The organism is Stenotrophomonas lacuserhaii (assembly GCF_014836545.1).
Taxonomy (GTDB): domain Bacteria; phylum Pseudomonadota; class Gammaproteobacteria; order Xanthomonadales; family Xanthomonadaceae; genus Stenotrophomonas; species Stenotrophomonas lacuserhaii.
Genome location: NZ_JACSQS010000005.1, coordinates 81,939 through 106,527, shown reverse-complemented (window position 1 = coordinate 106,527; position 24,589 = coordinate 81,939). Strand labels below are relative to the sequence as shown.

Here is a 24,589-nt window from a genome sequence, read left to right as displayed (position 1 = left end):
ATCGATCCCGCCTCTGCCCGCAAGGGCGCACGGCGCACTTGCGTGCGCGTGCGTCGGTGCCATCGTATGCCGGGAGCTGACGCGCTGCGATGAGGCACCGGGGGATTCAAGCCATCGCGCGGCGGCGCGATGGAGACGTGGCCGGCTTGCGGCGCCTGGCGCTTTACGTGCTGCTGGGGCTGCTGATGCTGGTGGGCTGCCTGCCGGCATCCGCGCACGGCGGCGGCGCGCCGCCGCTGCGCGACTACGCCATCGATGTATGGACCTCACGCAATGGCCTGCCGCACAACTCGCTGCGCGACATCGCCCAGACCCCCGAAGGCCACCTGTGGTTCGCCACCTGGGAAGGCCTGGTGCGTTACAACGGCCTGGATTTCACCGTCTTCGACCGCAGCACGCGCCCCGGCCTGCGCGACAACGGCGTGGGCTCGCTACTGGTGGACCGGCAGGGCGGGCTGTGGATCAGCGATTCGCGCGGCAACATCACCCGGCGTTCGACCGATGGCCAGTGGGACGTGTGGCAACGCCAGCAACACACTCCACAGGTGCTGATCCAGGCGATGCAGATGGACAGCCATGGCCGCCTGTGGCTGTTGTTCGAAGGCAAGGGGATCGGCTATCTGGGGCCGGACGGGAAGATGGTCTACGAGGCGCCACCGAAGGATCTGCCGTTCGCGCTCAACTTCACCAAGCTGGTGGTCGATGCGCAGGACCGGGTCTGGATCGGAACCCTGGACGGCCTGGTGCTGCGCGATACCGATGGCACGCTCAAGCGCGCGCCAGCCGCCTGGGGCGTGGGTAGCGGTCTGGTGTGGCCCTACCGCGCTCCCGATGGGGTGCTGTGGATCGTCGGCGGGGAGAGCCTGTACCGGTTGCAGGACGATACACCGCACCTGGTCCATCGTCTGCCAGGGCAGATCCACCTGACCGCCATGCTGCAGGATCGCCACGGCGATCTGTGGCTGGGTACGGAGAACCAGGGCCTGCTGCGCATTTCACAGCACGGACTGGAGCGCCTGCCGGCGGGCCTGAACCTGCCCGGCGGGCGGGTGGTGAGCCTGCGCGAGGATGCCGAAGGCAGCATCTGGGTCGGCGCCAATGGCGGGCTGTACCGGCTGCGCGAAACCCTGTTCGCCAGCTACACCGAGCGCGACGGCCTGAGCGGTGACTACGTGCGCACGGTGCTGGAAGATGCGCAGCGCACGCTGTGGGTCGGCAGCGCCAGCGGCCTGGACCGGCGCGGCGCGGACGGTCGTTTCGCACCGGTCATCCTGCATAACCGGGGCGGCAAGCCCCCATCGGTGCTGAGCCTGGCACAGGGCCGGGACCGCGCTGTATGGGTAGGCACCTTCGGTGACGGGGTGATGCGGCTGGACGAAAGCGGGCATCCCGAACGCACCTATGACAGCGTCGACGGGGTGCCTATCGGCAACATCCGCGCGATCAGCATCGATGCGCAGGGCGTGGTGTGGGCCGGTACCCAGAGGGGCGTGGCACGCATCGATGAGAACGGTGCCAGCCTGCCGCGCATGGAAGGCATGCCGACCGCATTGATCACCGCGCTGGCCCACGATGCCGCCGGCAACCTGTGGATCGGCACCATCGAAGGCATCCGCGTGCTGCGCGGCGACACCGTGCAGTACATCGACCTGGCCGGACTGGGCGGGGGGCGCAGTGTGTTCGGCTTCCAGCAGATCGGCGATGCGATGTGGATCAGCAGCGACCGCGGTCTCTATCGCTACCAGCAGGGCGTGCTTTCGCGCGTCGGGCTGGAGCAGGGCATGCCGGTGGATACCGTGTTCCAGCTGGTGCCGGACAAAGTGGGCAACGTCTGGATCAGCAGCAACCGCGGCGTGCTGCGTACCGACATGGGCATGCTCAACGAAGTGGCCGACGGCCGCGCCGCGCGCCTGGACGTGGAGCGTTACAACGAAATCGACGGGATGGCGAACTCGCAGGCCAACGGCAGTTCCGGGCCGGCGGCGCTGTTGCGCCAGGACGGCACCTACTGGGTGGTGACCGCCGGTGGCTTGAGCATGGTTGATCCGCTGCGGCTGCAGCGCTTCCGCGAGCGGCTGGCGCCGCCGGCGGCGATCGAGAACGTGCAGGTGGACGGCGCACCGATCCATTGGGAAGGCAGCGAGCGCAATCGCATCGAAGGCGGGCGACGGCTGGCGGTGAGCTTTGTCGGCTTGAGCTACCTGATGTCCGAACGGATCCGCTACCGCACCCGGCTGGACGGACTGGACAGTGGCTGGGTGGAGCGCGGGCAGCAACGCAGCGTGGAGTTCATCGGCCTGCCGCCAGGCGATTACACCCTGCATGTATCGGCGGCGCATCCAGGCGGTGCCTGGAGTGACAGTGAAGCGGTGTGGTCGTTCACCATCGAGCCGTTCTGGTGGCAGCGGCACAGCGTGCAGGCGGTGGCGGCGCTGCTGCTGCTGGCCGCGCTGATCGCCCTGTACCGTTTCCTGATCAACCGCTACAAGACCTCCAATATCCGCCTGGCGCGCATGGTGGACGAGGCCACGCGCGACCTGCAGGCGCAGACCGTGCACCTACAGGCGTTGAATTCAGAGAAGAGCGACCTGGTGGACCGGCTGGCACTGCAGTCCGAGGCGTTCGAACGCCAGGCCCGCGAAGATGCACTGACCGGCCTGCCGAACCGCCGCGCCTTCGACGAAACGATGGCGCGTGACTTCGCCCGTTCGCAGCGCAGCGGGCATCCGCTGTGCTTGGTGGTGCTTGACGTGGATCACTTCAAGAACGTCAACGACCGCCATTCGCACAGCGTGGGCGACGCGGTGCTGGTCGAGGTGGCGCAGGTGCTGGCCTCCGCCTGCCGCGATTCGGACCTGCCTGCGCGCACCGGCGGTGAAGAGTTCGCCCTGTTGCTCAACGACACCCGGCTGGAGGAAGCGGCGCAGGTCTGCGCTCGCCTGCACGGGCTGTTCCACGACCATCCGGACTGGGCCGGGATCCCGGACCTGCGGGTCACCTTCAGCGCCGGCCTGGTGGAGCTGGACCCGGCCGACCGCACGCCCAAGCTGCTGTACCAGCGCGCCGACCGCGCGCTTTACCGCGCCAAGAGCGACGGCCGCGATCGCACAAGCATCGGCTGACCCATTCGGGTCAGCCGATGCTCGTCCACGTGGGTGACGACCGGTGGTCGTCACGCTTCCAACGCAGCTCAGCGCGGCCAGGCATTGGCGATCGTGCAGAACAGTTTGGCGGTCTGCTCGGTGTCATACACCGCGCTGTGCGCCTCTTCGGCATCCCAGCCGAGTCCTGCCGCAGTGGCGGCGCGGGCCAGTACGGTCTGGCCGTAGGCGATGCCGGCCATGGTCACCGTGTCGAACACGCTGAAGGGATGGAACGGGTTGCGCTTGTGGCCCACGCGCTCGACCGCAGCGTTGACGAAACCCAGGTCGAAATGCGCGTTATGGCCGACCAGGATCGCGCGCTGGCAACCGTACTTCTTCATCGCCGCACGCACCGGGGTGAAGATGTGGTCCAGCGCGTGTTTCTCTTCCTTGGCCAGCCGGAACGGGTGGTCCAGGATGATGCCGGTGATCTCCAGCGACTTGGGATCGATCTCCAGGCCCTCGGCCGGCACTACGTGCGCGCTGGCCGTCTGGCCCGGGTACAGCAGCCCGTTGTCGTCCATTTCGATGGGAACGGCCGCGATTTCCAGCAGGGCATTGCGTCGGCAGTCGAAGCCGCCGGTTTCCACGTCCACCACCACCGGCAGGAAGCCGCGGAAGCGCTGCGACATCGCACGGTGCGTGGCAGGAGGCGGGGCAGGGGCGTCGACGGGCGGGGGCAGCGGGGTGTCAGTCATACCCGAATTCTAACAGAGGCCGCCGGTCGCCCCCTCCAGGGGCATGAACGAGGAAAGCCGAGCAGGGCTCGGCTTCCGGGCACTGCCACGCCGGGGGGATCACTCCGCCGCGCTGGAGGTCTCGTCGCGCTTCTCGCGCGGCGGCAGCGGCTGTTCGCCATGCACCAGGAACCAGACGTTCTCGGCGATGTTGGTGGCGTGGTCGCCGACCCGTTCCAGGTTCTTGGCCATGAACAGCAGGTGGGTGCAGGGGGTGATGTTGCGCGGGTCTTCCATCATGTAGGTCAGCAGCTCGCGGAACAGCGCGGTGTACTGCGCATCCAGGCGGGCGTCGTCCTCGCGCAGCGCCAGTGCCGCTTCCACATCGTTGTCCCGGTAGGCCTCGATGGCCCGGCGCACCTGCACCGCAGCCAAGCGGCCGAGTGCCCGCAGGCCCTGGATCTGCGGCAGGGGCGGCACCTTGCCCAGCGCGATGGAGCGCTTGGCCACGTTGGCGGCATAGTCGCCGATGCGTTCGATGTCGGCCGGGATGCGCAGGCCAGCGAGGATCTCGCGCAGGTCGCGCGCCATCGGGCCACGCAGCGACAGGCGCATGACGTCGTGGCTGATCTGCTGTTCCAGCGCGTCGATGGCCTCATCATTGGCGATGATGCGGCGGGCGGCATTCTCGTCGCGCTTCTCGATCACGTCCATCGACGCCTCGAGCTGCGCCACGGCCATCTCGCCCATGCGCACGATTTCGGCGACCAGGCGCTGCTGCTCTTCGTCGTAACTCTTGACGATGTGGTCGTTGGGAAGGTTCATGTCTATGCTCTCGAAAAAGGGCGTGCGGCGGATCAGCCGAAGCGGCCGGTGATGTAGTCTTCGGTCTGCTGCTTGCTGGGCTGCGAGAAGATCACCTCGGTCCGGTCGTGCTCGATCAGGTCGCCCAGGTACATGAAGGCGGTGTAGTCGGAAACACGCGCGGCCTGCTGCATGTTGTGGGTCACGATGACGATGGTGTAATCGTGCTTGAGCTCTTCCACCAGCTGTTCGATGCGGCTGGTGGAGATCGGATCCAGCGCGGAGGTCGGTTCGTCCAGCAGCAGCACGTCCGGGCGCAGGGCGACGGCGCGTGCGATGCACAGGCGCTGCTGCTGGCCACCGGACAGGCCCAGCGCGCTCTGGCCCAGCTTGTCCTTCACTTCGTCCCACAGCGCGCCCTGGCGCAGCGCATGCTCGACGCGGTCGTTCATGTCCGCCTTGGACAGTTTTTCGTGGTGGCGGATGCCGTAGGCCACGTTCTCGAAGATGGTCATCGGGAACGGCACCGGCTTCTGGAACACCATGCCGACCTTGCTGCGCAGGCGGTTCATCGGGTACTTCGGCGACAGGATGTTCTCGCCATCCAGCAGCACCTCACCACGCGCTTCCAGCTTCGGGTACAGCGCGTAGATGCGGTTGAAGATGCGCAGCAGGGTCGACTTGCCGCAGCCGGAAGGGCCGATCAGCGCGGTGACGCGCTTCTCCGGCACTTCGATGTCGATGCTCTTCAGGGCATGGAACTTGTCGTAGTAGAAGTCCAGTCCACGCGCGGCCAGCTTGACCGGCGCCGGGGTGGCAAGCGATTCATGCGAGGCCGGGACCACGATGCGCTGCATCGGCACGGCGTTGGAAAGATCGTTCATGGCAGTGTCCGCGGAAAGGTCAGTCATGGGAGATACGGTTGCGCAGCAGGATGCCGCGTGCGCTCAGGCTGATAAGGAGCACGAAGACGGTCAGCACCAGCGCGCCGGCCCAGGCCAGCACCTGCCAGGATTCGTACGGGCTGCCGGCGAACTGGTTCATCACCACCGGCACCGAAGCCATCGGCTGGAACACGTTGCTGCTCCAGTACTGGTTGCCGAAGGCGGTGAACAGCAGCGGGGCGGTCTCGCCGGAAATGCGTGCCAGCGCCAGCAGGATGCCGGTGACGATGCCGGCCGAGGCGCTGCGGTACAGCACCTGCACGGTGACCTTCCACTGCGGGATGCCCAGCGACAGCGCCGCTTCGCGCATCTGCGAAGGCACCAGGCGCAGCATCTCGTCGGTGGTGCGTACCACCACCGGCAGCACGATGAAGGCCAGTGCCAATGCACCGGCGAAGGCGGAGAAGCTGCCTCCGGTCTGCATCACGAACAGCGTGTAGACGAACAGGCCCAGCACGATCGACGGGGCCGACAGCAGGATGTCGTTGACGAAACGGACCACCGTGCCAGCCTTGCGGAAGTTGCCGTACTCGGCCAGCCAGGTGCCGGCCAGCACGCCCAGCGGGGTACCGATGCCGATCGCCATGGCGCACATCACCGCACTGCCGTAGAAGGCATTGGCCAGGCCGCCTTCCTGCATCGGCGGCGGGGTCATCTGGGTGAACAGCGCCCAGTTGATGCCCGGCAATCCCTTGGAAAACAGCGTCCACAGGATCCAGCCGAGGAAGAACAGGCCGAACAGCGCGGTGACGACGGACAGCAGGATCGCCACGACGTTGCCGATGCGGCGGCGCAGATACAGCGATTCAGTGGCAGTGGACATCAGTTGCCCTCCTTGCGGGACAGGCGCATCAGCATCAGGCGGGCGATGGCGAGCACCACGAAGGTGACGATGAACAGGACGAAGCCGAGCAGCAGCAGGGCGGAACGGTAGGTCTCGGTGGCTTCGCCGAAGTCATTGGCGATCAGCGCGGCGATGGTGGTGCCTGGCTCCAGCAGCGAAGGCGACAGGCGCACGCTGTTGCCGATCACGAAGGCCACCGCCATGGTCTCGCCAAGGGCGCGCCCCAGGCCGAGGAAGATGCCGCCGATCACCGCCGAGCGGGTGTAGGGCAGCACGATGTCCCAGCTGACTTCCCATTTGGTCGAACCCAGCGCATAAGCCGATTCCTTAAGGCGGGTCGGTACGGTCAGGAACACTTCGCGCATCACCGAAGAGATGAAGGGAATGACCATGATGGCCAGCACGAAGCCGGCGGTGAGCATGCCGATGCCCAGCGGCGGACCCTGGAACATCGGGCCGATGATCGGCCATTCGCCCAGGGTTTCATTGAGGAAGGGGGTTACGTACTCGGTCATCACCGGCACCAGCACGAACAGGCCCCACATGCCGTAGATGATCGAAGGAATGCCGGCCAGCAGTTCGATGGCCGTACCGACCGGGCCGCGCATCCAGCGCGGGGCGACTTCGGTCAGGAAGAAGGCGATGCCGAAGCTCACCGGTACGGCGATGACCATGGCGATCAGCGCGGTGACCAGGGTGCCGTAGATCGGTGCCAGCGCACCGAATTTGTTCTCCACCGGATTCCATTCGGAGGAGTAGAAGAAGCTCAGGCCCTGCGCTTCCAGGGCGTGGCGTCCGCCCCACAGCATGGACAGCGCGGCGCAGGCCAGCGCGGCCAGGACGAAGATGACGGTGCCGACCAGCACCCATCGGAACAGGCGGTCATTGCGGGCGTCACGCGCATCACGCGTGGAAGGTACGGCGGCAGGCTGTGCGATGGCATTCATGGGATAGGCGACGCGGCCAGTTGGGGGCGGGGTGACGCGGTACTCGAAAGGACGGTGCCCGCGCGGGGCGGGCACCGTGCCGGCATCACTTCAGTTCAGTACCCCAGTAGGCTTCGATCTGGGTGACCAGCTCGGCCGGCAGCGGCACGTAGTGCAGCTCGTTGGCCTGCGCCTGGCCGTTTTCGAAGGCCCACTTGAAGAACGCCAGTGCGTCCTGGTTGCGCTTGGCATCCTTGGGCTGCTTCTGCATCAGCATGAAGTTGGTGGCGGTGATCGGCCATGCCTGCTCACCCGGTGCATTGGTGATGACCAGGTTGAAGTCCTTGGCGCTGGCCCAGTCGGCGCTGGCGGCAGCGGCGGCGAAGGTTTCAGCGCTCGGCTGCACCCAGGTGCCGGCCGCGTTCTGCATGGAGGTGTATGGCATGCTGTTCTGCAGGGCGTAGGCCAGTTCGACATAGCCGATCGAGCCCTTGATCTGCTTCACGTACGAAGCCACGCCTTCGTTGCCCTTGCCACCCACGCCGTCCGGCCACTGCACCGAAGTGCCTTCGCCGACCTTGCCCTTCCAGTCCGCGCTGACCTTGGACAGGTAGTTGGTGAAGTTGAAGGTGGTGCCCGAACCATCGGAGCGGTGCACCAGGGTGATCTTGCCTTCCGGCAGGGTCACGCCCGGGTTGGCGGCGACGATGGCCGGGTCGTTCCAGGTCTTGATCTTGCCCAGGAAGATGTCGGCCAGCAGGGCGCCGCTCAGGCGCAGCTTGCCCGGCTCCAGGCCTTCGATGTTGACCACCGGCACCACGCCGCCGATGGCCGACGGGAACTGCGCCAGGCCGGACTGGGCCAGCTCTTCGCTGCTGAGCGGCTTGTCCGACGAACCGAAATCAACGGTGCCTGCCTTGATCTGGGCGATGCCGCCGCCGGAGCCGATCGACTGGTAGTTGATCTTGGCGCCGCTGGCCGCGTTGTAATCGGCCGACCACTTGGACACCAGCGGGAAGATGAAGGAAGCGCCGGCGCCGGAGACTTCGGCGCTGACCTTGTCACCGGCGGCCGGGGCCGCGGCAGTGGAACCATCGGCCGGCTGCTGGGCGGTCGGCGCTTCGTTGCCGCCGCAGGCCGACAGCCCGAGGGCAATGGCCAGGGAAAGGGTGGCCAGGCCGGCCTTCTGCAGTTTCATGCGTCACTCCATAGCGGTAGGTTGCCGGTCTGTCCGGCGGTTGCGGCTATGAAATGATGTTTTTGTTACAGCCTGATGACGCAGGTCACGAACACCCGCCACGTCACCATATGACGGGCCTTTCACACCCCCACGCCAGCGCCCGCTTCCCGCGCGGGCGACCAGAACTGCGCGGCTTCTGCTCTTCGCTCCCCCCCCCACCGCGCCCGCAGTCTGTCAGGAGTGGGCGAAGGGAGCTGGGCAGGACTCTGTGAGGCAGGAGCCGAACAGAAGCCTACAAGGACGTACTTGCGGCGTGTCCTGCCCAGCTCCCTTCGCCCACTCGCCCGAGCGTGCCTGCCAAAGACCGGGCGCAAAAAAAAACGCGCAACCCTGGAAAGGTCACGCGCCCCGGACGGGGCCGGCGGAGGGAGAGAGTCCCCGCCGGCCCCATGTCGTGATGGATCAGTACTTCAGGTTCTGCGTCCAGTACGTTTCGATCTGCTGCACCAGGCTGTCCGGCAGCGGCACGTAGTCCAGCTGCTTGGCCTGGTTGTCGCCGCTCTTGTAGATCCAGCGGAAGAAGTCCTGGGTCGCCTTCGCATTGGCCACGTTGCGCGGCTGCTTGCGCACCAGGATGAAGTTGGTGGCGGTGATCGGCCAAGCCTGGGCGCCCGGTGCATTGGTCATCACCAGGTAGAAGTCCTTGGCGTTGGCCCAGTCGGCGCTGGCGGCAGCGGCGGCGAAGGTGGTGTCCGACGGCTGCACGACATTGCCGGCGGCGTTCTTCATCGAAGCGTAGGACATGCGGTTCTGCAGTGCGTAGGACAGTTCGACGTAGCCGATGCCGCCCTTGATCTGCTTCACGTAGGCAGCGACGCCTTCGTTGCCTTTGCCGCCGATGCCGGCCGGCCACTGGACCGAGGTGCCTTCACCGACCTTGCTCTTCCACTCCGGGCTGACCTTGGACAGGTAGTTGACGAAGTTGAAGGTGGTGCCCGAACCGTCCGAACGGTGGACGATGGTGACCTTCGCCGCCGGCAGGGTCAGGCCCGGGTTCAGCGCGGCGATGGCCGGGTCGTTCCAGGTCTTGATCTTGCCCAGGAAGATGTTGGCCAGGGTGGCGCCATCCAGCTTCAGCGCGCCCGGGGCGATGCCGGCCACGTTGATCACCGGCACCACGCCGCCGATCACCGAGGGGAACTGGGCCAGGCCTGCAGCAGCCAGTTCTTCCGGCTTCAGCGGAGCATCGGAGGAACCGAAGTCGACCGTGGCGGCCTTGATCTGCGCGATGCCACCGCCGGAACCGATGGACTGGTAATTGACCTTCTTGCCGGTGGCGACGGTGTAATCGGCCGACCACTTGGACATCACGGGGAAGATGAAGGACGCGCCGGCGCCGGTCACATCAGCGGCGTTGGCGGCGAAGACGGACGACGCGGCCAGGATGGCGACGGCGGCGCGCGACTTGAAGGCGTGGATCACGGGGATGGCTCCTGGGTGGTGGACGGGTGAGTACCCGTCGTGTCGCTGCACATTCCATAACGATTGCGTGACACCAGCGCGACTGTCACATGACGCATCCATGACAGCGTAAAAAACCGACCAGACGGCGGTAAGGTGCCCACAAACGCAGAAGGGCACGGCGCAATGCCGTGCCCTCCACGATCAGCTGATTGCAACTACGGGTCTTACCAGAAGAACTGCAGGCGTGCTTCCAGGATGTTCGGGTCGTCATTGACGAAGCCACGCACGCTGGAGCTGTACTTCTGGCTGTCCACCATCACGTAGTTCAGGGCGAACTTGGTGTTGGAGCGCCAGTAGTAGTTCACGCCCACGGTCCAGATATCCATCTTGCCGCCGAGCACGCCGTCCACGATCGGCGGACGACCGGCGACCGGGTTGGCGCTCAGGTTGCCGTCGTTGAGGTCCATGTGGTCATAGCGTGCGCCAAGCTGCCACATGCCGCTGGCGGGGTTGTCCGGCAGGCCGGTGCCCGGCACGCCGCCCTTGTAGCCCCAAGTCTCACCGGTGATGTTCCACAGGCCGCTGACATAGAAACCATCGCTGGTGTAGTTGTCGTTGGCCATGCGCTTGGCCTTGCTGCTGTAGTACTCACCCTGCGCCTTGAACGGGCCACCGATGTACATCGCTTCCACGCCCAGGGTGGTGACGTTGTCGGTGTCGACCATGTTGCCGCTGTCGATCAGGCGCACGGTGGCGAGGTCGGCATTCGGACGGGCACGCACGCGCAGGGTGTCCGCGTCGGTGTCATAGGCCACGTAGCTCAGGCCGAAATGCAGCACCTGGCCCTTTTCGTTGATCGGGGCGAAGGTGCCGCGTGCGCCGTAGCCACTGCCGTGGGCGAGGTTGCGGGTCAGTTCGCGACCGAAGGCGCTGGCGGTCACCGACCAGTTGTCCTGGCCGTAGCCCCAGGCACCGCCGAGGCGACGCGCCACGGCGTAAGTGTTGGTCACTGCGGCCTTGGAGATGAAGTCGTTGTTCTTGGTGCTGGAGAGTTCTTCCAGGCTGTTGGGCTGCTTGTACTGGCCCAGCTGGATGAAGTGGCTGCTGTTGCCGCCCAGCTTGTACTTGATGTTGGTGTCGAGGAACTTGTCGGCCTTCGCGTCGTAGCCGACCACCCATTCCACGTTGCCCGGGCCCTTGCCCTTGAGCACCAGTTCGGCACGACGCAGCTCGAACTCGCTGTCCTTGCCGTTGGCTGCATCGCCGCCGTTGAGGTCGGCTACATCGTTGTCGAACCAGTTGCCATCGGCCTGGACCAGGCCTTCGAAGGTGATCTCCGAGCCGCCGATCACATCGATGGCCACTTCAGCGTGGGCGGCCGGGACGAACAGCGCAGCCGCAACGGCCGCAGTGAGAAGTTGGCGATGCAGTTTCATGGAGAAAGTAGCCTTGCAGGCAGGTGGGAAGATGCGCGCAGGCTAGATCGTGAAGATTGCGTAAATATGACAGTTTGCGAACGCGTGTCGGCCGCCACGGCCTTTGCCGGGGCGGAGGGCCCTTATCAGGCCCGATCCATATGACGGCAGGATTGCGTCGGGATGGCAGGGCGCGCACTGGCTTCAGGCGCTTTGCGTCTTGTCCTTGAAGCGGCACAGATCGCGGATCACGCACTGCGGGCAGTCGGGCTTGCGCGCCTTGCACACATAGCGCCCGTGCAGGATCAACCAGTGGTGCGCATCGAGCAGGAACTCCCCGGGAATCGCCTTCATCAGCCCGTCCTCAACGGCGCGCACATCCTTGCCCGGTGCCAGCCCGGTACGGTTGGACACCCGGAAAATATGCGTGTCCACCGCCATGGTCGGCTGCCCGAAGGCGGTGTTGAGCACCACGTTGGCGGTCTTGCGGCCCACGCCGGGCAGGGCTTCCAGCGCGGCGCGGTCTTCCGGCACCACGCTGCCGTGCTGCTCCACCAGCAGGCGGCAGGCGGCGATCACGTTCTTCGCCTTGGCGTTGAACAGGCCGATGGTGGAGATATAGCGCTTCAGGCCTTCTTCGCCCAGGTCCAGGATCGCCTGCGGCGTGTTGGCCACTGGAAACAGCTTGCGCGTGGCCTTGTTGACGCCCACGTCGGTGGCCTGCGCCGACAGCGCCACGGCCACCAGCAGCTCGAACGGTGAGCTGTACTCCAGTTCGGTCTTCGGATGCGGATTGAGCTCGCGCAATCGGGTGAACATCTCCACCACGTCGGCGCGCGGCATCTTCGCGGTACGCCGCGCAGGTGCGCGTGCGGTCTTGCTGGCGGTAGCCATCAGCTTCCTTTGGGGGCGGCCGCCCGCGCCTTGGCGCGCGCCAGGATCGCCGCGGCGGCAGAGGGCAGGGCGGGCTTCTGGTCGGGTGCCGGCGGCGGTGCGCGGCGCGCGTCGCGCTCGGCATCGCGGCGCGCCAGGCGTACCGCACGTGCCCGGTAGCGCTCCCGTGCCGCCCAAGCCTGGCGCAGCTGGTGCTGGGCCTGCAGCAACCGCTGCGGCAGATCCGGATGCCCGGGCACCCGGCTGGCATCGGCCTCACCGGGCGCGTACTCCATCAGGCCAGCCTGCACTGCGCCATCCAGGTCGTCGGCCAACACCCGTTCCAGCAGCACGGCAGGGTCGATCACGCGTGCCATGGTTCAGCGGTTCTGGAATACGGCAGGGCGGCGTTCAAGGAAGGCGCTGGTGCCTTCGCGCATGTCCTGGGTGGCAAACAGCAGCCCGAACTGCGCACTTTCGTATTCCAGCCCCGATTCCAGGCTGCATTCGCCGCCTACGTGCACCGCATCCAGCAGCGCCCGCAGGGCCAGCGGCGCCGCGTTTGCGAGGCGTTCGGCGTGCGCGGCCACGCGCGCATCCAGCGCCTCGGCGCCGGCGACTTCGTTCACCAGGCCCAGCTGCAGCGCACGCGCAGCATCGATGGGAGTGCCCAGCAGGCACAGTTCCAGCGTGGCGGCGCGTCCGCACAGGCGCAGCAGGCGCTGGCTGCCGCCGAAGCCGGGAATCAGCCCCAGGGTGATCTCCGGCTGGCCCAGCCGGGCGGTATCGACGGCGATACGCAGGTGGCAGGCCATGGCCAGCTCCAGCCCGCCGCCCAGTGCGAACCCGTTCACGCGTGCGATGACCGGCTTGGGCATCCGCTCGATCTGACGCATAAGGCGCTGTCCCAGAATGGAAAAGTCCCGCCCCTGCACGGCCGACAGGGTGTTCATCTCACTGATGTCAGCCCCTGCAACGAAGGCTTTCGGCCCGGCGCCGGTCAGGATCACGACGCGCACGGCCGGGTCCCGGGCGGCGTCCTCGAACGCCGCAGCCAGCGCGCGCAGGGTTTCCCCGTTGAGTGCATTGAGTTTCTCCGGCCGCTGCACCGTCACGGTGCGGATGGCACCGTGGTCCATTACGGCAACGGGGGCGGCAATCGGGGCGTCGGCCACGCGGAATCTCCAGAAACGTTAAAAAACAGTGATGTTGAACTCTTGAAACGCAATCAGGTCAAAGCCTGCGTTGTCAGTAGCGGAACCCCCCTCGCGGCCGCTATCCTAACCCGTCGCCTCAGGGCGGCGAAAACGCCCCCTGAGTTACCACCCCTGGAGAATTGTTTGATGAAGTTGCGTTCTATCGCGGTCGCCGTCGCGGCCCTGGCCCTGACGGGCAATGCCTTCGCCCAGGACGTTGCGTCCGAAAAGGGCAAGCTCAGCTATTACTTCGGTTATGACTACGGCAACAACCTTGCCGAGCTGACCGGTCGCGGTGAGCAGCTGGACATCAACTCGGTGGTGAAGGGCCTGCAGGATGCCTACGCCAAGAAGCAGCCGGCCATTACCGCCGACCAGCTGAAGCCGGCCGTTGAAGCGTTCCAGAAGCGCGAGCAGGGTCGTGCGCAGGCCGCCAAGGCCGAGTACGACAAGGCTGCTGCTGAAAACAAGACCAAGAGCACCCAGTTCCTGGCCACCAACAAGGCCAAGGCCGGCGTGCAGACCCTGGCCAGCGGCGTGCAGTACCGCGTGATCGAAGCCGGCAAGGGCGCCAAGCCGACGCAGGCCAGCACCGTGCAGCTGGAAGTGGCCGGTCCGTTCCCGTACGGCACCCGTCCGGCTGAAGCACGCCCCGCCCAGCAGATTCCTGCGATGAAGCTGAGCGAAGTGGAAATGAAGGCCATGCGCGAGACCCTGCTGCAGATGCCGGCCGGTTCGAAGTGGGAAGTGACCCTGCCGCCGGAACAGGCCTATGGTGCCGACCCGCGTACCCCGTTCCCGCCGAACGTGGCCGTGCAGTTCGAAATCAAGCTGGTTAGCGTCAAGTAATCAGCAGCGCCGTTCGACCCGACGCGCCGGTGGCTTCCACCGGCGCGTTTCTGTTTGCGCCGGGTGCCGGCCGCGGTCCATTCGCGGTAATGTACGGCGGTGCAAACCACGGAAAAACCAGCACGTGCCGTGCCCAGTCCCTGCATTGGAAAATGCCAACTCGACCCGCATCGGTCGTGCACCGGCTGCCTGCGCAGCCTCGACGAAATCGCGCGGTGGTCGTCGATGAGCGAGCGCGAACGGCAGCACGTCATGCACCATCGCCTGCCGCTGCGCGAGCAGCTCCGAGCTTCCTTGGAAGGCTCGCTGGCCGATCATCAACGCCTGATGCGCGCGCTGCATCCGCTGGATGCGCCGCCACAGGGGGATGGCTGGAACCGCAGCGAACTGGAGGATCTGCTGCCGCCCGGGCCGCTGGTCGAAGCGGCGGTGCTGGCCGGCATCGTGCCGCGTGCCACCGGCGCGCAGGTGATCCTGACCCGCCGCACCGAAGCGCTGCGCCAGCATGGCGGCCAGGTGGGTTTCCCCGGCGGACGCACCGAGGCCGACGACGCCGATGCGGTGGCCGCGGCGCTGCGCGAAAGCAACGAAGAGATCGCGCTGGCGGCCGGCCAGGTGCAGGCCCTCGGTTACCTGGACCCGTTCGTGACCATTACCGGCTACCGCGTGACGCCGGTGGTGGCGGTGATTGATCCAGGTTTCAAGCCGGTGCCGTCGCCTGACGAAGTGGCCGATGTGTTCGAGGTGCCGCTGGACTTTCTGATGTCACCGGACAACCTGCGCCACGTGGAAATCGTCCATCGTGGACGCGTGCGCCACGTCCTGGAATACAGCTGGCCCGGCCAGCGCATATGGGGCGCAACCGCGGCCATCCTGTACAACCTGCGCCGTCGCCTGGAGGAACTGTCATGAACGCCAACGATGCAAACTGGAGCCCGCTTGTCGATGCGGCATCATTGGCCGCGATGCTCGATGCCGATGCGCTGCGCGTGGTGGACGCGCGCGCCACGGCCAGCACCGCAGTGCGCGTGGTCGATGCGCGTTTTTCGCTGGCCGATGCCCAGGCCGGGGCAGCACAGTACGCCGCCGGGCACATTCCCGGCGCGGTATATGCCGACCTCGACCGCGATCTATCGGACAAGCGCAGCGTGGGCCACGGCCGGCATCCGCTGCCGGACAGCGCGACCTTTGCTGCCACCGTGGGTCGCTGGGGCATCGGCCCGGACACGCAGGTGGTGGTGTATGACGCGGCCGAAGGCAGCATGGCCGCCGCACGCCTGTGGTGGCTGCTGCGCTTGATGGGTCACCGTCAGGTGGCCGTGCTCGATGGTGGCTTCGCGGCATGGCAGCAGGCAGGTCTTCCGGTGGCAACCGCGCTCGTCCAACCTGCCGCCCTGCCGCCGTATCCCGGCCAGCTCGATGCCCGTCAGGTGGCCAGCGTGGATGAAGTGGCAATGCGGCTGAAACATGCATCCGGCTGGCTGGTCGATGCACGCGCCAACGAACGTTTCCGCGGTGAAGTCGAGCCGCTGGATCCCGTGGCCGGCCACGTCCCTGGTGCCGTGAACCGCCCGTTCGGCTTGAACGTGGTGGGCGGCAGGATGCGCCCGGCCGATGAACTGCGCGCCGAACTGCAGCAGGTGATCGGCGCGCATGATCCGGCGCAGGTGGTGCTGATGTGTGGATCCGGCGTTACCGCCTGCCATCTGCTGCTGGCGATGGAATCGGCCGGCCTGCACGGCGCACGCATCTATGCCGATTCCTGGAGCGGCTGGATCAGTGACGGCAGCCGGCCGGTGGCGACCGGCGCATAGCGCCCCTTGTCCGTAGTAGCGAGCTTGCTCGCTACGCGGTGACCTTGCTCGCTACGCGGTGGCGAGCTCGCTACGCGGCGGCGAGCAAGCTCGCCACTACACAGCTGCTTCGTTCACGGCACGGCGTGCTGCAGCGGCACGGCGGCCTGCACCTCGCGCCACGGAAACAACGGACCGGGATCGCGTTTGCGCGCCACCTTGATCGCCGCATCGTCACTGGCCGGGATCTGCTCCAGGTCCAGCTCGTCATGGCCCACGATGTGGCGCAATGACGGATACCGAGCCGCCAATGCCTGGACCAGGCGCACCAGCGCGGCGATCTGTGCTTCGGGATAGGCCTCCGGCATGGTCTGGCAACGGCTGTCGAACCAGTCCGGATAACGGCCCGTATTGACCAGCTCGATGCCGATGGACTTATCGTTCATGCCCCGCACGTGGTGGGCGATGCGGTCGGTGGCCACGTACTGGTACACGCTGCCATCGCGGTCGATATAGAAGTGCCCGCTGTTGCCGGTACCGCTCTCGTAAAGCGGCTTCTCACCGTACTGGCGTGCCATGGCCAGGTCGGGCAGTTCGGTGCAATGCACCACCACCGTCTGCAGCGTATCCGTCGCGCGCAGTGGCAGCAGGTCGTGGTAGGGCAGCGGCTGGATCTGCAGCCCGGGAATCAGCGGATTCGGCATGTGCCGATGCTAGCATTGCGCGATGAACTGCATTCCCGAAATGATCCCTGCGCGTGTTCCGCCGGTGTCCGCATGAGCCGCGGCCACTGCATCCTGTCGCATGGCTTCGAAAGCGGCCCCGATGCCATCAAGGTGACCGCGCTGGCCGACGTGGCCGAGCGCCTGGGCTGGAGCCACGAGCGGCCGGACTTCATGGACCTGGATGCCAAAGCGGACGTGAGCCGGCTCGGCGATGTGCCGGCACGGCTGCAGCGGCTGATCGAGCGGGCCACGTCCGCCGTGGCACGCGGCCCGGTGGTGCTGGCAGGTTCCAGCCTGGGCGCCTACATCTCCGCCATCGCCTCGCTGCACGTGCCGGTGGCCGGCCTGTTCCTGATGGTGCCGCCAACCACCATGGGCCCCATGCCGGCCCTGGATGCGGCCGCCGTTCCGACCAGCGTGGTCCACGCTTGGCATGACGAACTGATCCCCGCGGCCGGGGTCATCGAATGGGCGCGCAAGCGCTCGGCATCGCTGCTGATGGTCAACGACGGCCACCGCCTGAACGACCACGTGGCCGAATCGGCCGCCGCCTTCGAGGCCCTGCTGCGCCGGCTGTAAGGCGTGGCGACCAACGGTCGCCACCCACCAAGGCCTGGAGGTGGGTGACCACCATTCCCCACGGTGGGTGACGACTCTGCCCACGGTGGGTGACGACCGTTGGTCGTCACGCTCTTGTCCCAGCACCGGCCACCCTTCAGGGCGGGCCGGCCCGCCAACGATTACAATGGTGCCCCCGTGCCGCCGGCATGGGCGCGGGCCTGTTGCCAGGGCCTGCCCGATCCTGCGCCGCGCAAGCGGCCGCCCCACCTGCGAAACCGATCCCGTGAATTTCTTCGTCTCCTGCGCCAAGGGCCTGGAATACCTGCTTGCCGACGAGCTGTCGGCCCTGGGCCTTGCCAAGGCGACCGCCACCATTGCCGGCGCCAACGCCGAAGGCGACCTGGCCCAGGCGCAGCGCGTGGTGCTGTGGTCACGCCTGGCCAGCCGCGTGCTGTGGCCGCTGGCCGAGTTCGACTGCCCCGACGAACAGGCCCTGTATGACGGCGTGCACATGATGCCGTGGCAGGACCACATGAAGCCGGAGATGACCCTGGCCGTGGATGCCCACGTGTCCGGCGACAAGATCACCCACGCGCGTTTTGCCACGCAGCGGATCAAGGACGCGGTGGTCGACCGCATGCGCAGCGAGGGGCTGGAGCGCCCATCGGTGAATACCGATCTGCCCGACATCCGCATCAACCTGTCCCTGCGCAAGGGCCGGGCCACGATCTCCATCGACCTCGGTGGCGGCCCGCTGCACCGCCGCGGTTGGCGTGGCGCCGCGCATGAGGCGCCGCTGCGCGAAAACCTCGCCGCCGCCGTGCTGCTGCGTGGCCAGTGGCCGCGCCTGCATGCTGCTGGGGGTGGCCTGCTGGACCCGATGTGCGGCAGTGGCACGCTGCTGATCGAAGGCGCGTTGATGGCCGCCGACGTGGCGCCCGGCCTGATGCGCCACGGCAGCCTGCCGCCGAGCCGCTGGCTGGGCTTTGACAAGGACAGCTGGAAGGCCCTGTTGACCGAGGCGCGCGAGCGCGAGACCGCCGGCCTGGCCGCACTGAAGCCGGTGGTTTTCGGCAGCGATATCGATCCGCTGGCGATCGCCGCGGCGCGCGAGAATGCCGAAGTAGCCGGCGTCGCGCATGCGATCACCTTCACCCGCGCCGATATCGATGACCTGCCGGCGCCGCCGCTGGAGATCGGCACGGTGGTCTGCAATCCGCCCTACGATGAGCGGCTGGCGGCCGATCCGGCGCTCTACCGCCGCCTCGGCGATGCCCTGCAGAAGGCGGTGCCGCAGTGGCGCGCCAGCCTGCTGTGTGGCGATGACGAACTGGCCTTCGCCACCGGCCTGCGCGCCGGCAAGAAGTACCAGATGTTCAACGGTGCGCTGGAGTGCGCGCTGATCGTCTGTGATCCGATCGCCGTGCCCAAGCGCGACCCGGCCGTGCCGCGCGAGCTCAGCGAAGGCGCGCAGATGGTGGCCAACCGCATCCGCAAGAACCTGAAGAAGTTCAAGACCTGGCGTGCGCGCGAGCAGGTGACCTGCTTCCGTGCCTACGATGCCGATCTGCCCGAATACGCGGCGGCCATCGACGTCTACCAGGAAGATGGCGGCAAGGGCCGCACCTTCCTGCACGTGCAGGAATACGCCCCGCCGGCGACCATCCCCGAAAACGACGTACGCCGCCGCCGCAACGAACTGCTGTCGGCCGCGCGCGAGGTGTTCCAGGTGCCGCCGGAGCAGGTGGCGCTGAAGTCGCGCGAGCGCGGCAAGGGCGGCAGCAAGTACGGTCGCTTCGAGCGCCGCGATGAGTTCCTCATCGTGCGCGAGAACAACGCGCTGCTGCGGGTGAACCTGTTCGATTACCTGGATACCGGCCTGTTCCTGGACCACCGTCCGCTGCGCCGGACGATGGCCGAACAGATCCGCGGCAAGCATTTCCTCAACCTGTTCTGCTACACCGGCGTGGCCAGTGTGCAGGCGGCGGTGGCGGGGGCGGCCAGCACCACCAGCGTGGACCTGTCGGCGACCTACCTGCAGTGGTGCTACGACAACCTGGCCTTGAACGGGCAGGGCGGCAACCAGCACCTGCTGGTGCAGGCCGATGCAATGGCCTGGCTGGAGGCCGACGAAGGCCTGTACGACGTGATCTTCTGCGATCCGCCGACCTTCTCCAACTCGGCGCGTGCCGAAGATTTCGACGTGCAGCGCGAGCAGCTGCGGCTGTTGCGCGCGGCCGTGGCCCGGCTTGCACCGGGCGGCGTGCTGTACTTCTCCAACAACTTCCGCCGCTTCAAGCTGGAAGAAAACGCGATCGCCGGGTTCGCCACGTGCCGCGAGATCAGCCCGCGCACCATCGGGCCGGATTTCGAACGCAACGCGCGCATCCATCGCGCGTGGGAACTGCGCGCGCTGTGATGGCACCGGGTGGGTGACGACCGACGCTTACGGTGGGTGACGACCGTTGGTCGTCACTACCGGTATCGCGCGGGGCGCCAAAGCGTGACGACCAACGGTCGTCACCCACCAAACACCGCTCAAACCAACGCGGCAACCAGTCCCAGCGCGGGCAACGCCAGTGCCAGCGGCGCGATCCAGCGTGGCTTCCACGGGTACAGCCCGAAGGCCAGCAGCAGCCCGGCGATGGTCATCGTGCCCAGCCACAGCACCGGTCCCATCGCCCAGCCGTGGTCGACCACGCTCAGCCCGAATGCCGCGCCCAGCAGCACCCAGCCCAGCCCCGACCACTGCCGGCGCCGCGACACCGGCGCGGCCTGCTTTCCATGCAGGTCCAGCTGGTGCTTTTCCATCGCCAGCGACAGCGCGGTGAACGCGCTGAAGGACAGGCCCAAGGCCAGCAGCATCATGCCTTCGCCTCCACCGCCACCGCACTGCCCCCGCCTGCCGCGGCCGCGCGCTTTTTCTTCTCTGCCGCGCTCAACGGCGGCGTCCAGCGCTGCATCCGCCAGCCGCACATCGCCAGCATCGCGCCGAAGGCCAGCATCACCAGGTCGAAGCCGGCCAATACCCAGTCGCCGGCCGGGATGGTCACGCCCAGATGGGCCTGGGTGGTCAGCGCATTGAGCAGCGGCAACAACGCGAACAGGGCCGCGCCGAGGTACAGCTGCCAGGTCCACATGACCCGCTTGGGCCAGACGAACGCGGCCAGCAGGGCCGCGCCCCAGGCGTAGAAGAACACGCTTACCTCCGCATCGGCACGCTCGGGAGCCTGTAGCGGCAGCAGCCGGTTGGCCCAGAAGTAGGATGCAAAGGCGATCGGCAGGCCGGCCACCGCGCCGATGTTCAGCGCGTCCACCAGACGCAGGCCGAAGCCGATCCGGCCGCTCTTGGCATGCTTGGGCCGCTCCTTCACCGCCCACAGCACCACGCCGCTGGCCACCATCAGGCAGCCGGTCAGGCCAGACAGGAAGAACAGCGCACGCAGTCCCCAGTCGGCGAAGCGGGCCAGGTGCAGCCCGTACATCACCCCGCGGGTGGCAGTGGCTGCGCCGGTGGCTGGTGATTCCATCAGCAGCTTGCCGGTCACCATGTCATAGCGCAGCGCCGGCGTATCGATGGACAGGCGGCGGCCATCGCGTTGGCGGATGTCGATCACCGCATTGGCCGCACCGGGGCGGGTGACGCTGAAGCCGGACACATCCACGCCTTTCCAGTGTGCGCGCGCGCTGTCCAGCAGCTGCTGGATCGGCAGTGGCGCAGCGCGCCCTTCGGCCGGTGCGCTGACCTCCGGCATGCCGCCGAACGCTTCGCTGAAGAACGCATCTTCATCGCTCGGGTAGGCCGCCTTGATGCCCCACGGCAGGTACATCACCATCAGGGTGACGATGCCGGTGTAGGTGATCATCGCGTGGTACGGCAGCGCCATCACCGCGCTGACGTTGTGGAAATCCAGCCAGGAACGCAGGCCCTTGTCCTTGCGGAAGGTGAAGAAGTCCTTGAAGATCTTCTTGTGGGTGATGACCCCGGTGATGATCGCCACCAGCATGAACATCGCGCAGAAACCCACCAGGTAACGCGCCCACAGCACCGGGATGTAGTGCAGATCGAAGTGCAGGCGGTAGAAGAACTCACCGCCGCGGGTTTCGCGGGCTTCCAGCTTGTCGCCGGTGTTCGGATCGACCGTGGCGTCGCCGAAGCGTCCGCCACCGCGGCGGCGGCGCTCGCCTTCCTCCGGCGGCTTGACCATCGATTCGGGATTGCGCCAGAACATGCGCATGGCCGGGTTGCGCGGGTCGGGCAGGGTGACGAACCAGGTTTCGGCCTGGCCAGCGTGTTCCTGCAGGTAGTGCACCGCGCGCTCGGCGGCGACATCGGTGCTGACCGTGGTGGCCGGCAGTTCCGGGCGCATCCAGCGGCTGATTTCCTCGCGGTAATAGCTGGCGGTGCCAGCCATGAAGATCAGCAGCAACAGCCAGCCCACCAGCAGGCCGGTCCAGGTATGCAGCCAGGCCATCGACTGGCGGAATCCGTTCTTCATGCCCACGCTCCAAGTGCCCGCGCAACCGCAGCCATCACCACGGTGGGCAGCAGAATGCCGATCCATGCGCGCAACGCCGTGCGCGTGGCAAAGGCCCACAGCGCCGCGCAGGCACACACCACGATCGCCAGCAGCATGCCGGTCAGCACGGTCTGTCCGCGCGCGCCGGGCAACGCCAGCGCGCAGAAAACGCTGGTCACCGCGGCCAGCGCGTAGCCACCGAAGATGGCGGCCATGCTGCGCGAGAACACCCCCCAGCCGGGGCGGGCGAAGAAGGTGGCCAGGCGGGCGCTGGCGGTCGTGTTGGCAGTAGAAGACGAGCGGTCCACGGTGATCCTGCAGTTGCGGTTGATGGCATCGCTGCCGGTGGAAAAGGTGGCCGTCCGTGGCCGGCCGCCGGCACATCGCCGACGGCATCCATCAGATCGTCAGAGCTTCCAGCGCAGTGTCATGGTGACGTTGCGCGGTTCGCCCCAGTACACGCCCTGGTAGAAGCCGACATTGTTGTAGTACGCCTTGTCCAGCACGTTGTTGAGGTTGAGCTGGGCACTGAAATTTTCGTTGAAGCGGTAGCCGGCCGACAGGTTCACCAGGTAGAACGCATCCTGTTGGATGCGCGCACTTTCGGTGCGGCCGCTGGTCAGGTAGTCCGCGCGCGGCTTGGTACTGTTGTTCCAGATGCCGCTCTGCCATGTCGCACCACCGCCCAGCCAGAACCGGCCGTCGATGCCGCCCGGGCGCCAGCTGGCGTTGAGCCGGAAGGTGTCCTGCGGATTGGTGGTCTTCTGCAGCACGCCGGCACGGTTGCGGATGGTGGTGTGGGCAAAGCCGGCAGAGAGGTTCCAGTGCTCGCCGATGCTGCCCTGGGTTTCCAGCTCCCAGCCTTTCACCTTGTTGCCCTTGCCGGTGGAACGGTAGGCCTGGCTGCCATCGGGCAGCGACGACGGCGGCACCGAATCATCGATCTCGGCCACGTTGTCCTGCTCGCCTTCGAAGATCGCCGCGGAGGCATTGAGCAGACCGCCGAAGAACTCGGCCTTCAGGCCGCCTTCCCACATCGTGCCGACCACCGGTTCCAGATGATCGCCATTGCGGTCGCGGTAATTCTGCGGCTGGAAGATATCGGCGTAGCTGACGTAGCCGCTGAAGATCGCGTTGAAGTCGTACACCAGACCCAGGTACGGAGTCAGCGAATCATCGGGCTTGTAGCCGGTGCGGGTGGTGGCGGTCAGGTTGCCGGCGGTGTCATGGGTATAGCGCCAGGTCTTGGTTTCCCAGCTGCCATAACGGGCACCGACCACGGCCAGCAGCGGATCAGCCAACTGCAGCCGTGCGGCCAGGTAGGCGGCGCTCTGCTTCAGCTCGTTCTCCGATGCCAGGTAGCCCAGCCGGGTGACCGGCAAGCGCGGCACATCGCCTGTCCAGTTGCGCCAGTCCGGCACTACCGCATAGGCGGCGGTGTAGTCGAAATCGAGCGCATCGGATTCCCCCTTGCGCACCGACCGGCCCAGACCGAACACCAGTTCGTGGTCGCGCCCGAACAGCTTGAACGGCCCGCTGGCGTTGAGGTCGAACACCTCCATCGTGCTCTGTTCGTTGAAGTGCGAAACGTAGGCCGACACGCCGGTGCCATCCGCGCGCGGATAACCCTGGGCGCCGTACCAGACGCTGCCATCGGTATCGCGGTCGGCGTGGGTCAGGCTGGCCTTGGCCGACCAGCCGTTGCCCAGTTGCTGCTCAAGGCGTACGAAGCGGGTCTTTTCAATGATCGGCCAGGCACTCCACGAGGCTGACAGATTGGTCGAGCGCGGCAGGTTCGCCGGCGTGCCATCGGCGCCCCAGTAGGGCACCACGCCCCAGGTCACCCCGGAGGTGTACGGCGACTGGTACTCATAGCCCAGTTCCAGCAGGGTGCTGTCGGTGACGTCGGCCTGCACGATGCCGTAGAACACGTCCTTGTCCAGTTGGTACACATCGCGGAACGAATCACTCTGCTGCTTGGCCGCCACCACGCGCGCCCGGATGCGCCCGTCCAGCGCCATCGGACCGCCGAGGTCGGCTTCCAGTCGCTGGTTGCCCCAGCGGCCCACCGTCAGGTTGGCACCGGCCTGGAAGGTATCGGTAGGGCGCTTGCGCACGAAGCTGATGGTGCCCGACGGATCGCCGGCACCGGTGGTCAGGCCGGTGGCGCCGCGGACCACTTCGATACGCTCGTAGATCACGCTGTCGGTGTTGGTCTTGATCGACCCACCGAAGGTGTTGAGCATGCCATCGACCTGGAAATTGGTGATGTTGTAGCCGCGCGACACGTAGTTGATGCGCTCGCTGTCGGTGACCGACACGTGCACGCCGGTGACCTGGCCCATGACATCGGACAGTGCGAACAGGCCCATGTCGTCCAGCCGCTGGCGGGTGATCACGGTGACCGACTGCGGCGTCTCGCGCAGCGACAGGTCCAGCTTGGTAGCGGTGCTGGCGTGCTTGACCGTATAGCCGTTGCGGATTTCGCCATCGGCGGTGACCTGCACCGCATCCAGCGTGCGCGCGGAGGCATCGGCCGCGGTGTCGGCGTGGGCGGCCGAAGCGAGCAACAGGCTGCCACTGGCAAGCGCGAGCAGCGAACGGGGGGGAGCGTTGAACAGCGACGACATGAGGGATGCGATTCCATGCAGGTAAGAAAGCCGGCGATGGAAACG

22 protein-coding genes are annotated in these 24,589 nt (G+C 66.7%); 6 read left to right on the top strand and 16 right to left on the bottom strand.

Annotation, left to right across the window (positions count from 1 at the left end; all coding sequences use genetic code 11):
• Positions 1-185: 185 nt before the first annotated feature.
• Positions 186-3,122 carry a diguanylate cyclase gene (locus H9654_RS07065; protein WP_406833459.1) on the top strand — a complete coding sequence of 979 codons (2,937 nt, stop codon included), beginning with the start codon at positions 186-188 and terminating at the stop codon, positions 3,120-3,122.
• 68 nt (positions 3,123-3,190) lie between these two features.
• On the opposite strand, the gene rnt is transcribed toward H9654_RS07065, so the two are convergent.
• The 11 genes from rnt to H9654_RS07010 form a co-directional block, all read right to left on the bottom strand.
• Entirely contained in the window at positions 3,191-3,826 is a 636-nt protein-coding gene (gene rnt / locus H9654_RS07060) for a ribonuclease T (RefSeq protein WP_372487490.1), read from the bottom strand.
• Between the two features lie 114 nt (positions 3,827-3,940).
• Positions 3,941-4,645, bottom strand: coding sequence for a phosphate signaling complex protein PhoU (gene phoU, locus H9654_RS07055; RefSeq protein WP_042614352.1), 705 nt, complete (start codon positions 4,643-4,645; stop codon positions 3,941-3,943).
• A 32-nt stretch (positions 4,646-4,677) separates the two neighbouring features.
• Positions 4,678-5,508 carry a phosphate ABC transporter ATP-binding protein PstB gene (gene pstB / locus H9654_RS07050; protein WP_042614353.1) on the bottom strand — a complete coding sequence of 277 codons (831 nt, stop codon included), beginning with the start codon at positions 5,506-5,508 and terminating at the stop codon, positions 4,678-4,680.
• 19 nt (positions 5,509-5,527) lie between these two features.
• Positions 5,528-6,391 (bottom strand): phosphate ABC transporter permease PstA, encoded by an 864-nt coding sequence (gene pstA / locus H9654_RS07045; protein WP_042614354.1) that lies wholly within the window; start codon positions 6,389-6,391, stop codon positions 5,528-5,530.
• Positions 6,391-7,359, bottom strand: coding sequence for a phosphate ABC transporter permease subunit PstC (gene pstC / locus H9654_RS07040; protein WP_042614355.1), 969 nt, complete (start codon positions 7,357-7,359; stop codon positions 6,391-6,393). Before pstC ends, pstA begins: the two co-directional genes overlap by 1 nt.
• Positions 7,360-7,444: 85 nt before the next feature.
• Complete coding sequence (gene pstS, locus H9654_RS07035; protein WP_042614356.1) at positions 7,445-8,536, bottom strand: phosphate ABC transporter substrate-binding protein PstS; 1,092 nt, start codon at positions 8,534-8,536, stop codon at positions 7,445-7,447.
• A gap of 444 nt (positions 8,537-8,980) precedes the next feature.
• The gene (gene pstS / locus H9654_RS07030) at positions 8,981-10,000 is read right to left on the bottom strand and encodes a phosphate ABC transporter substrate-binding protein PstS (RefSeq protein WP_191770086.1); all 1,020 of its coding nucleotides are present in this window, start codon (positions 9,998-10,000) and stop codon (positions 8,981-8,983) included.
• A 206-nt stretch (positions 10,001-10,206) separates the two neighbouring features.
• On the bottom strand, positions 10,207-11,418 hold the full coding sequence (locus H9654_RS07025) for an OprO/OprP family phosphate-selective porin (protein WP_101099981.1): 1,212 nt from the start codon (positions 11,416-11,418) through the stop codon (positions 10,207-10,209).
• Positions 11,419-11,601: 183 nt separating this feature from the next.
• Positions 11,602-12,291, bottom strand: coding sequence for an endonuclease III (nth, locus tag H9654_RS07020; protein WP_191770084.1), 690 nt, complete (start codon positions 12,289-12,291; stop codon positions 11,602-11,604).
• A complete protein-coding gene (locus tag H9654_RS07015) occupies positions 12,291-12,647 on the bottom strand; it encodes a hypothetical protein (RefSeq protein WP_191770082.1) in 357 nt (118 codons plus the stop codon). Before H9654_RS07015 ends, nth begins: the two co-directional genes overlap by 1 nt.
• A 3-nt stretch (positions 12,648-12,650) precedes the next feature.
• Positions 12,651-13,409, bottom strand: a complete 759-nt coding sequence (locus H9654_RS07010; RefSeq protein WP_191770228.1) for an enoyl-CoA hydratase/isomerase family protein — start codon at positions 13,407-13,409, stop codon at positions 12,651-12,653.
• A gap of 204 nt (positions 13,410-13,613) precedes the next feature.
• On the opposite strand from H9654_RS07010, the gene H9654_RS07005 reads away from it, so the two are divergent.
• The 3 genes from H9654_RS07005 to H9654_RS06995 all read left to right on the top strand — a co-directional run bounded on the left by H9654_RS07005 (position 13,614) and on the right by H9654_RS06995 (position 16,129).
• A complete protein-coding gene (locus H9654_RS07005; protein ID WP_042614363.1) occupies positions 13,614-14,315 on the top strand; it encodes an FKBP-type peptidyl-prolyl cis-trans isomerase N-terminal domain-containing protein in 702 nt (233 codons plus the stop codon).
• 99 nt (positions 14,316-14,414) lie between these two features.
• Positions 14,415-15,227, top strand: a complete 813-nt coding sequence (locus H9654_RS07000) for a CoA pyrophosphatase (RefSeq protein WP_191770080.1) — start codon at positions 14,415-14,417, stop codon at positions 15,225-15,227.
• Positions 15,224-16,129, top strand: a complete 906-nt coding sequence (locus tag H9654_RS06995) for a sulfurtransferase (protein ID WP_191770078.1) — start codon at positions 15,224-15,226, stop codon at positions 16,127-16,129. The genes H9654_RS07000 and H9654_RS06995 overlap by 4 nt, the downstream gene beginning before the upstream one ends.
• A 113-nt stretch (positions 16,130-16,242) precedes the next feature.
• Here H9654_RS06995 and H9654_RS06990 read toward each other — a convergent pair whose 3' ends face one another.
• Positions 16,243-16,812, bottom strand: coding sequence for an N-acetylmuramoyl-L-alanine amidase (locus H9654_RS06990; RefSeq protein ID WP_191770076.1), 570 nt, complete (start codon positions 16,810-16,812; stop codon positions 16,243-16,245).
• Between the two features lie 72 nt (positions 16,813-16,884).
• Between H9654_RS06990 and H9654_RS06985 the strand changes: the two genes are divergently transcribed.
• Together H9654_RS06985 and rlmKL are read left to right on the top strand one after the other, a co-directional pair.
• Positions 16,885-17,412: a hypothetical protein gene (locus H9654_RS06985; RefSeq protein ID WP_191770074.1), complete on the top strand. Its 528-nt coding sequence runs from the start codon at positions 16,885-16,887 to the stop codon at positions 17,410-17,412.
• A 265-nt stretch (positions 17,413-17,677) separates the two neighbouring features.
• Entirely contained in the window at positions 17,678-19,813 is a 2,136-nt protein-coding gene (rlmKL, locus tag H9654_RS06980; RefSeq protein ID WP_191770072.1) for a bifunctional 23S rRNA (guanine(2069)-N(7))-methyltransferase RlmK/23S rRNA (guanine(2445)-N(2))-methyltransferase RlmL, read from the top strand.
• Positions 19,814-19,932: 119 nt separating this feature from the next.
• On the opposite strand, the gene H9654_RS06975 is transcribed toward rlmKL, so the two are convergent.
• From H9654_RS06975 to H9654_RS06960, 4 genes are all read right to left on the bottom strand, one after another.
• Positions 19,933-20,262 (bottom strand): DUF3325 domain-containing protein, encoded by a 330-nt coding sequence (locus H9654_RS06975; RefSeq protein ID WP_101099990.1) that lies wholly within the window; start codon positions 20,260-20,262, stop codon positions 19,933-19,935.
• Entirely contained in the window at positions 20,259-21,893 is a 1,635-nt protein-coding gene (locus H9654_RS06970) for a PepSY-associated TM helix domain-containing protein (protein ID WP_191770070.1), read from the bottom strand. Before H9654_RS06970 ends, H9654_RS06975 begins: the two co-directional genes overlap by 4 nt.
• Entirely contained in the window at positions 21,890-22,222 is a 333-nt protein-coding gene (locus H9654_RS06965) for a DUF3649 domain-containing protein (RefSeq protein ID WP_318241120.1), read from the bottom strand. Before H9654_RS06965 ends, H9654_RS06970 begins: the two co-directional genes overlap by 4 nt.
• Positions 22,223-22,321: 99 nt before the next feature.
• Positions 22,322-24,544, bottom strand: a complete 2,223-nt coding sequence (locus tag H9654_RS06960) for a TonB-dependent siderophore receptor (protein ID WP_191770068.1) — start codon at positions 24,542-24,544, stop codon at positions 22,322-22,324.
• Between the last annotated feature and the right edge of the window lie 45 nt (positions 24,545-24,589).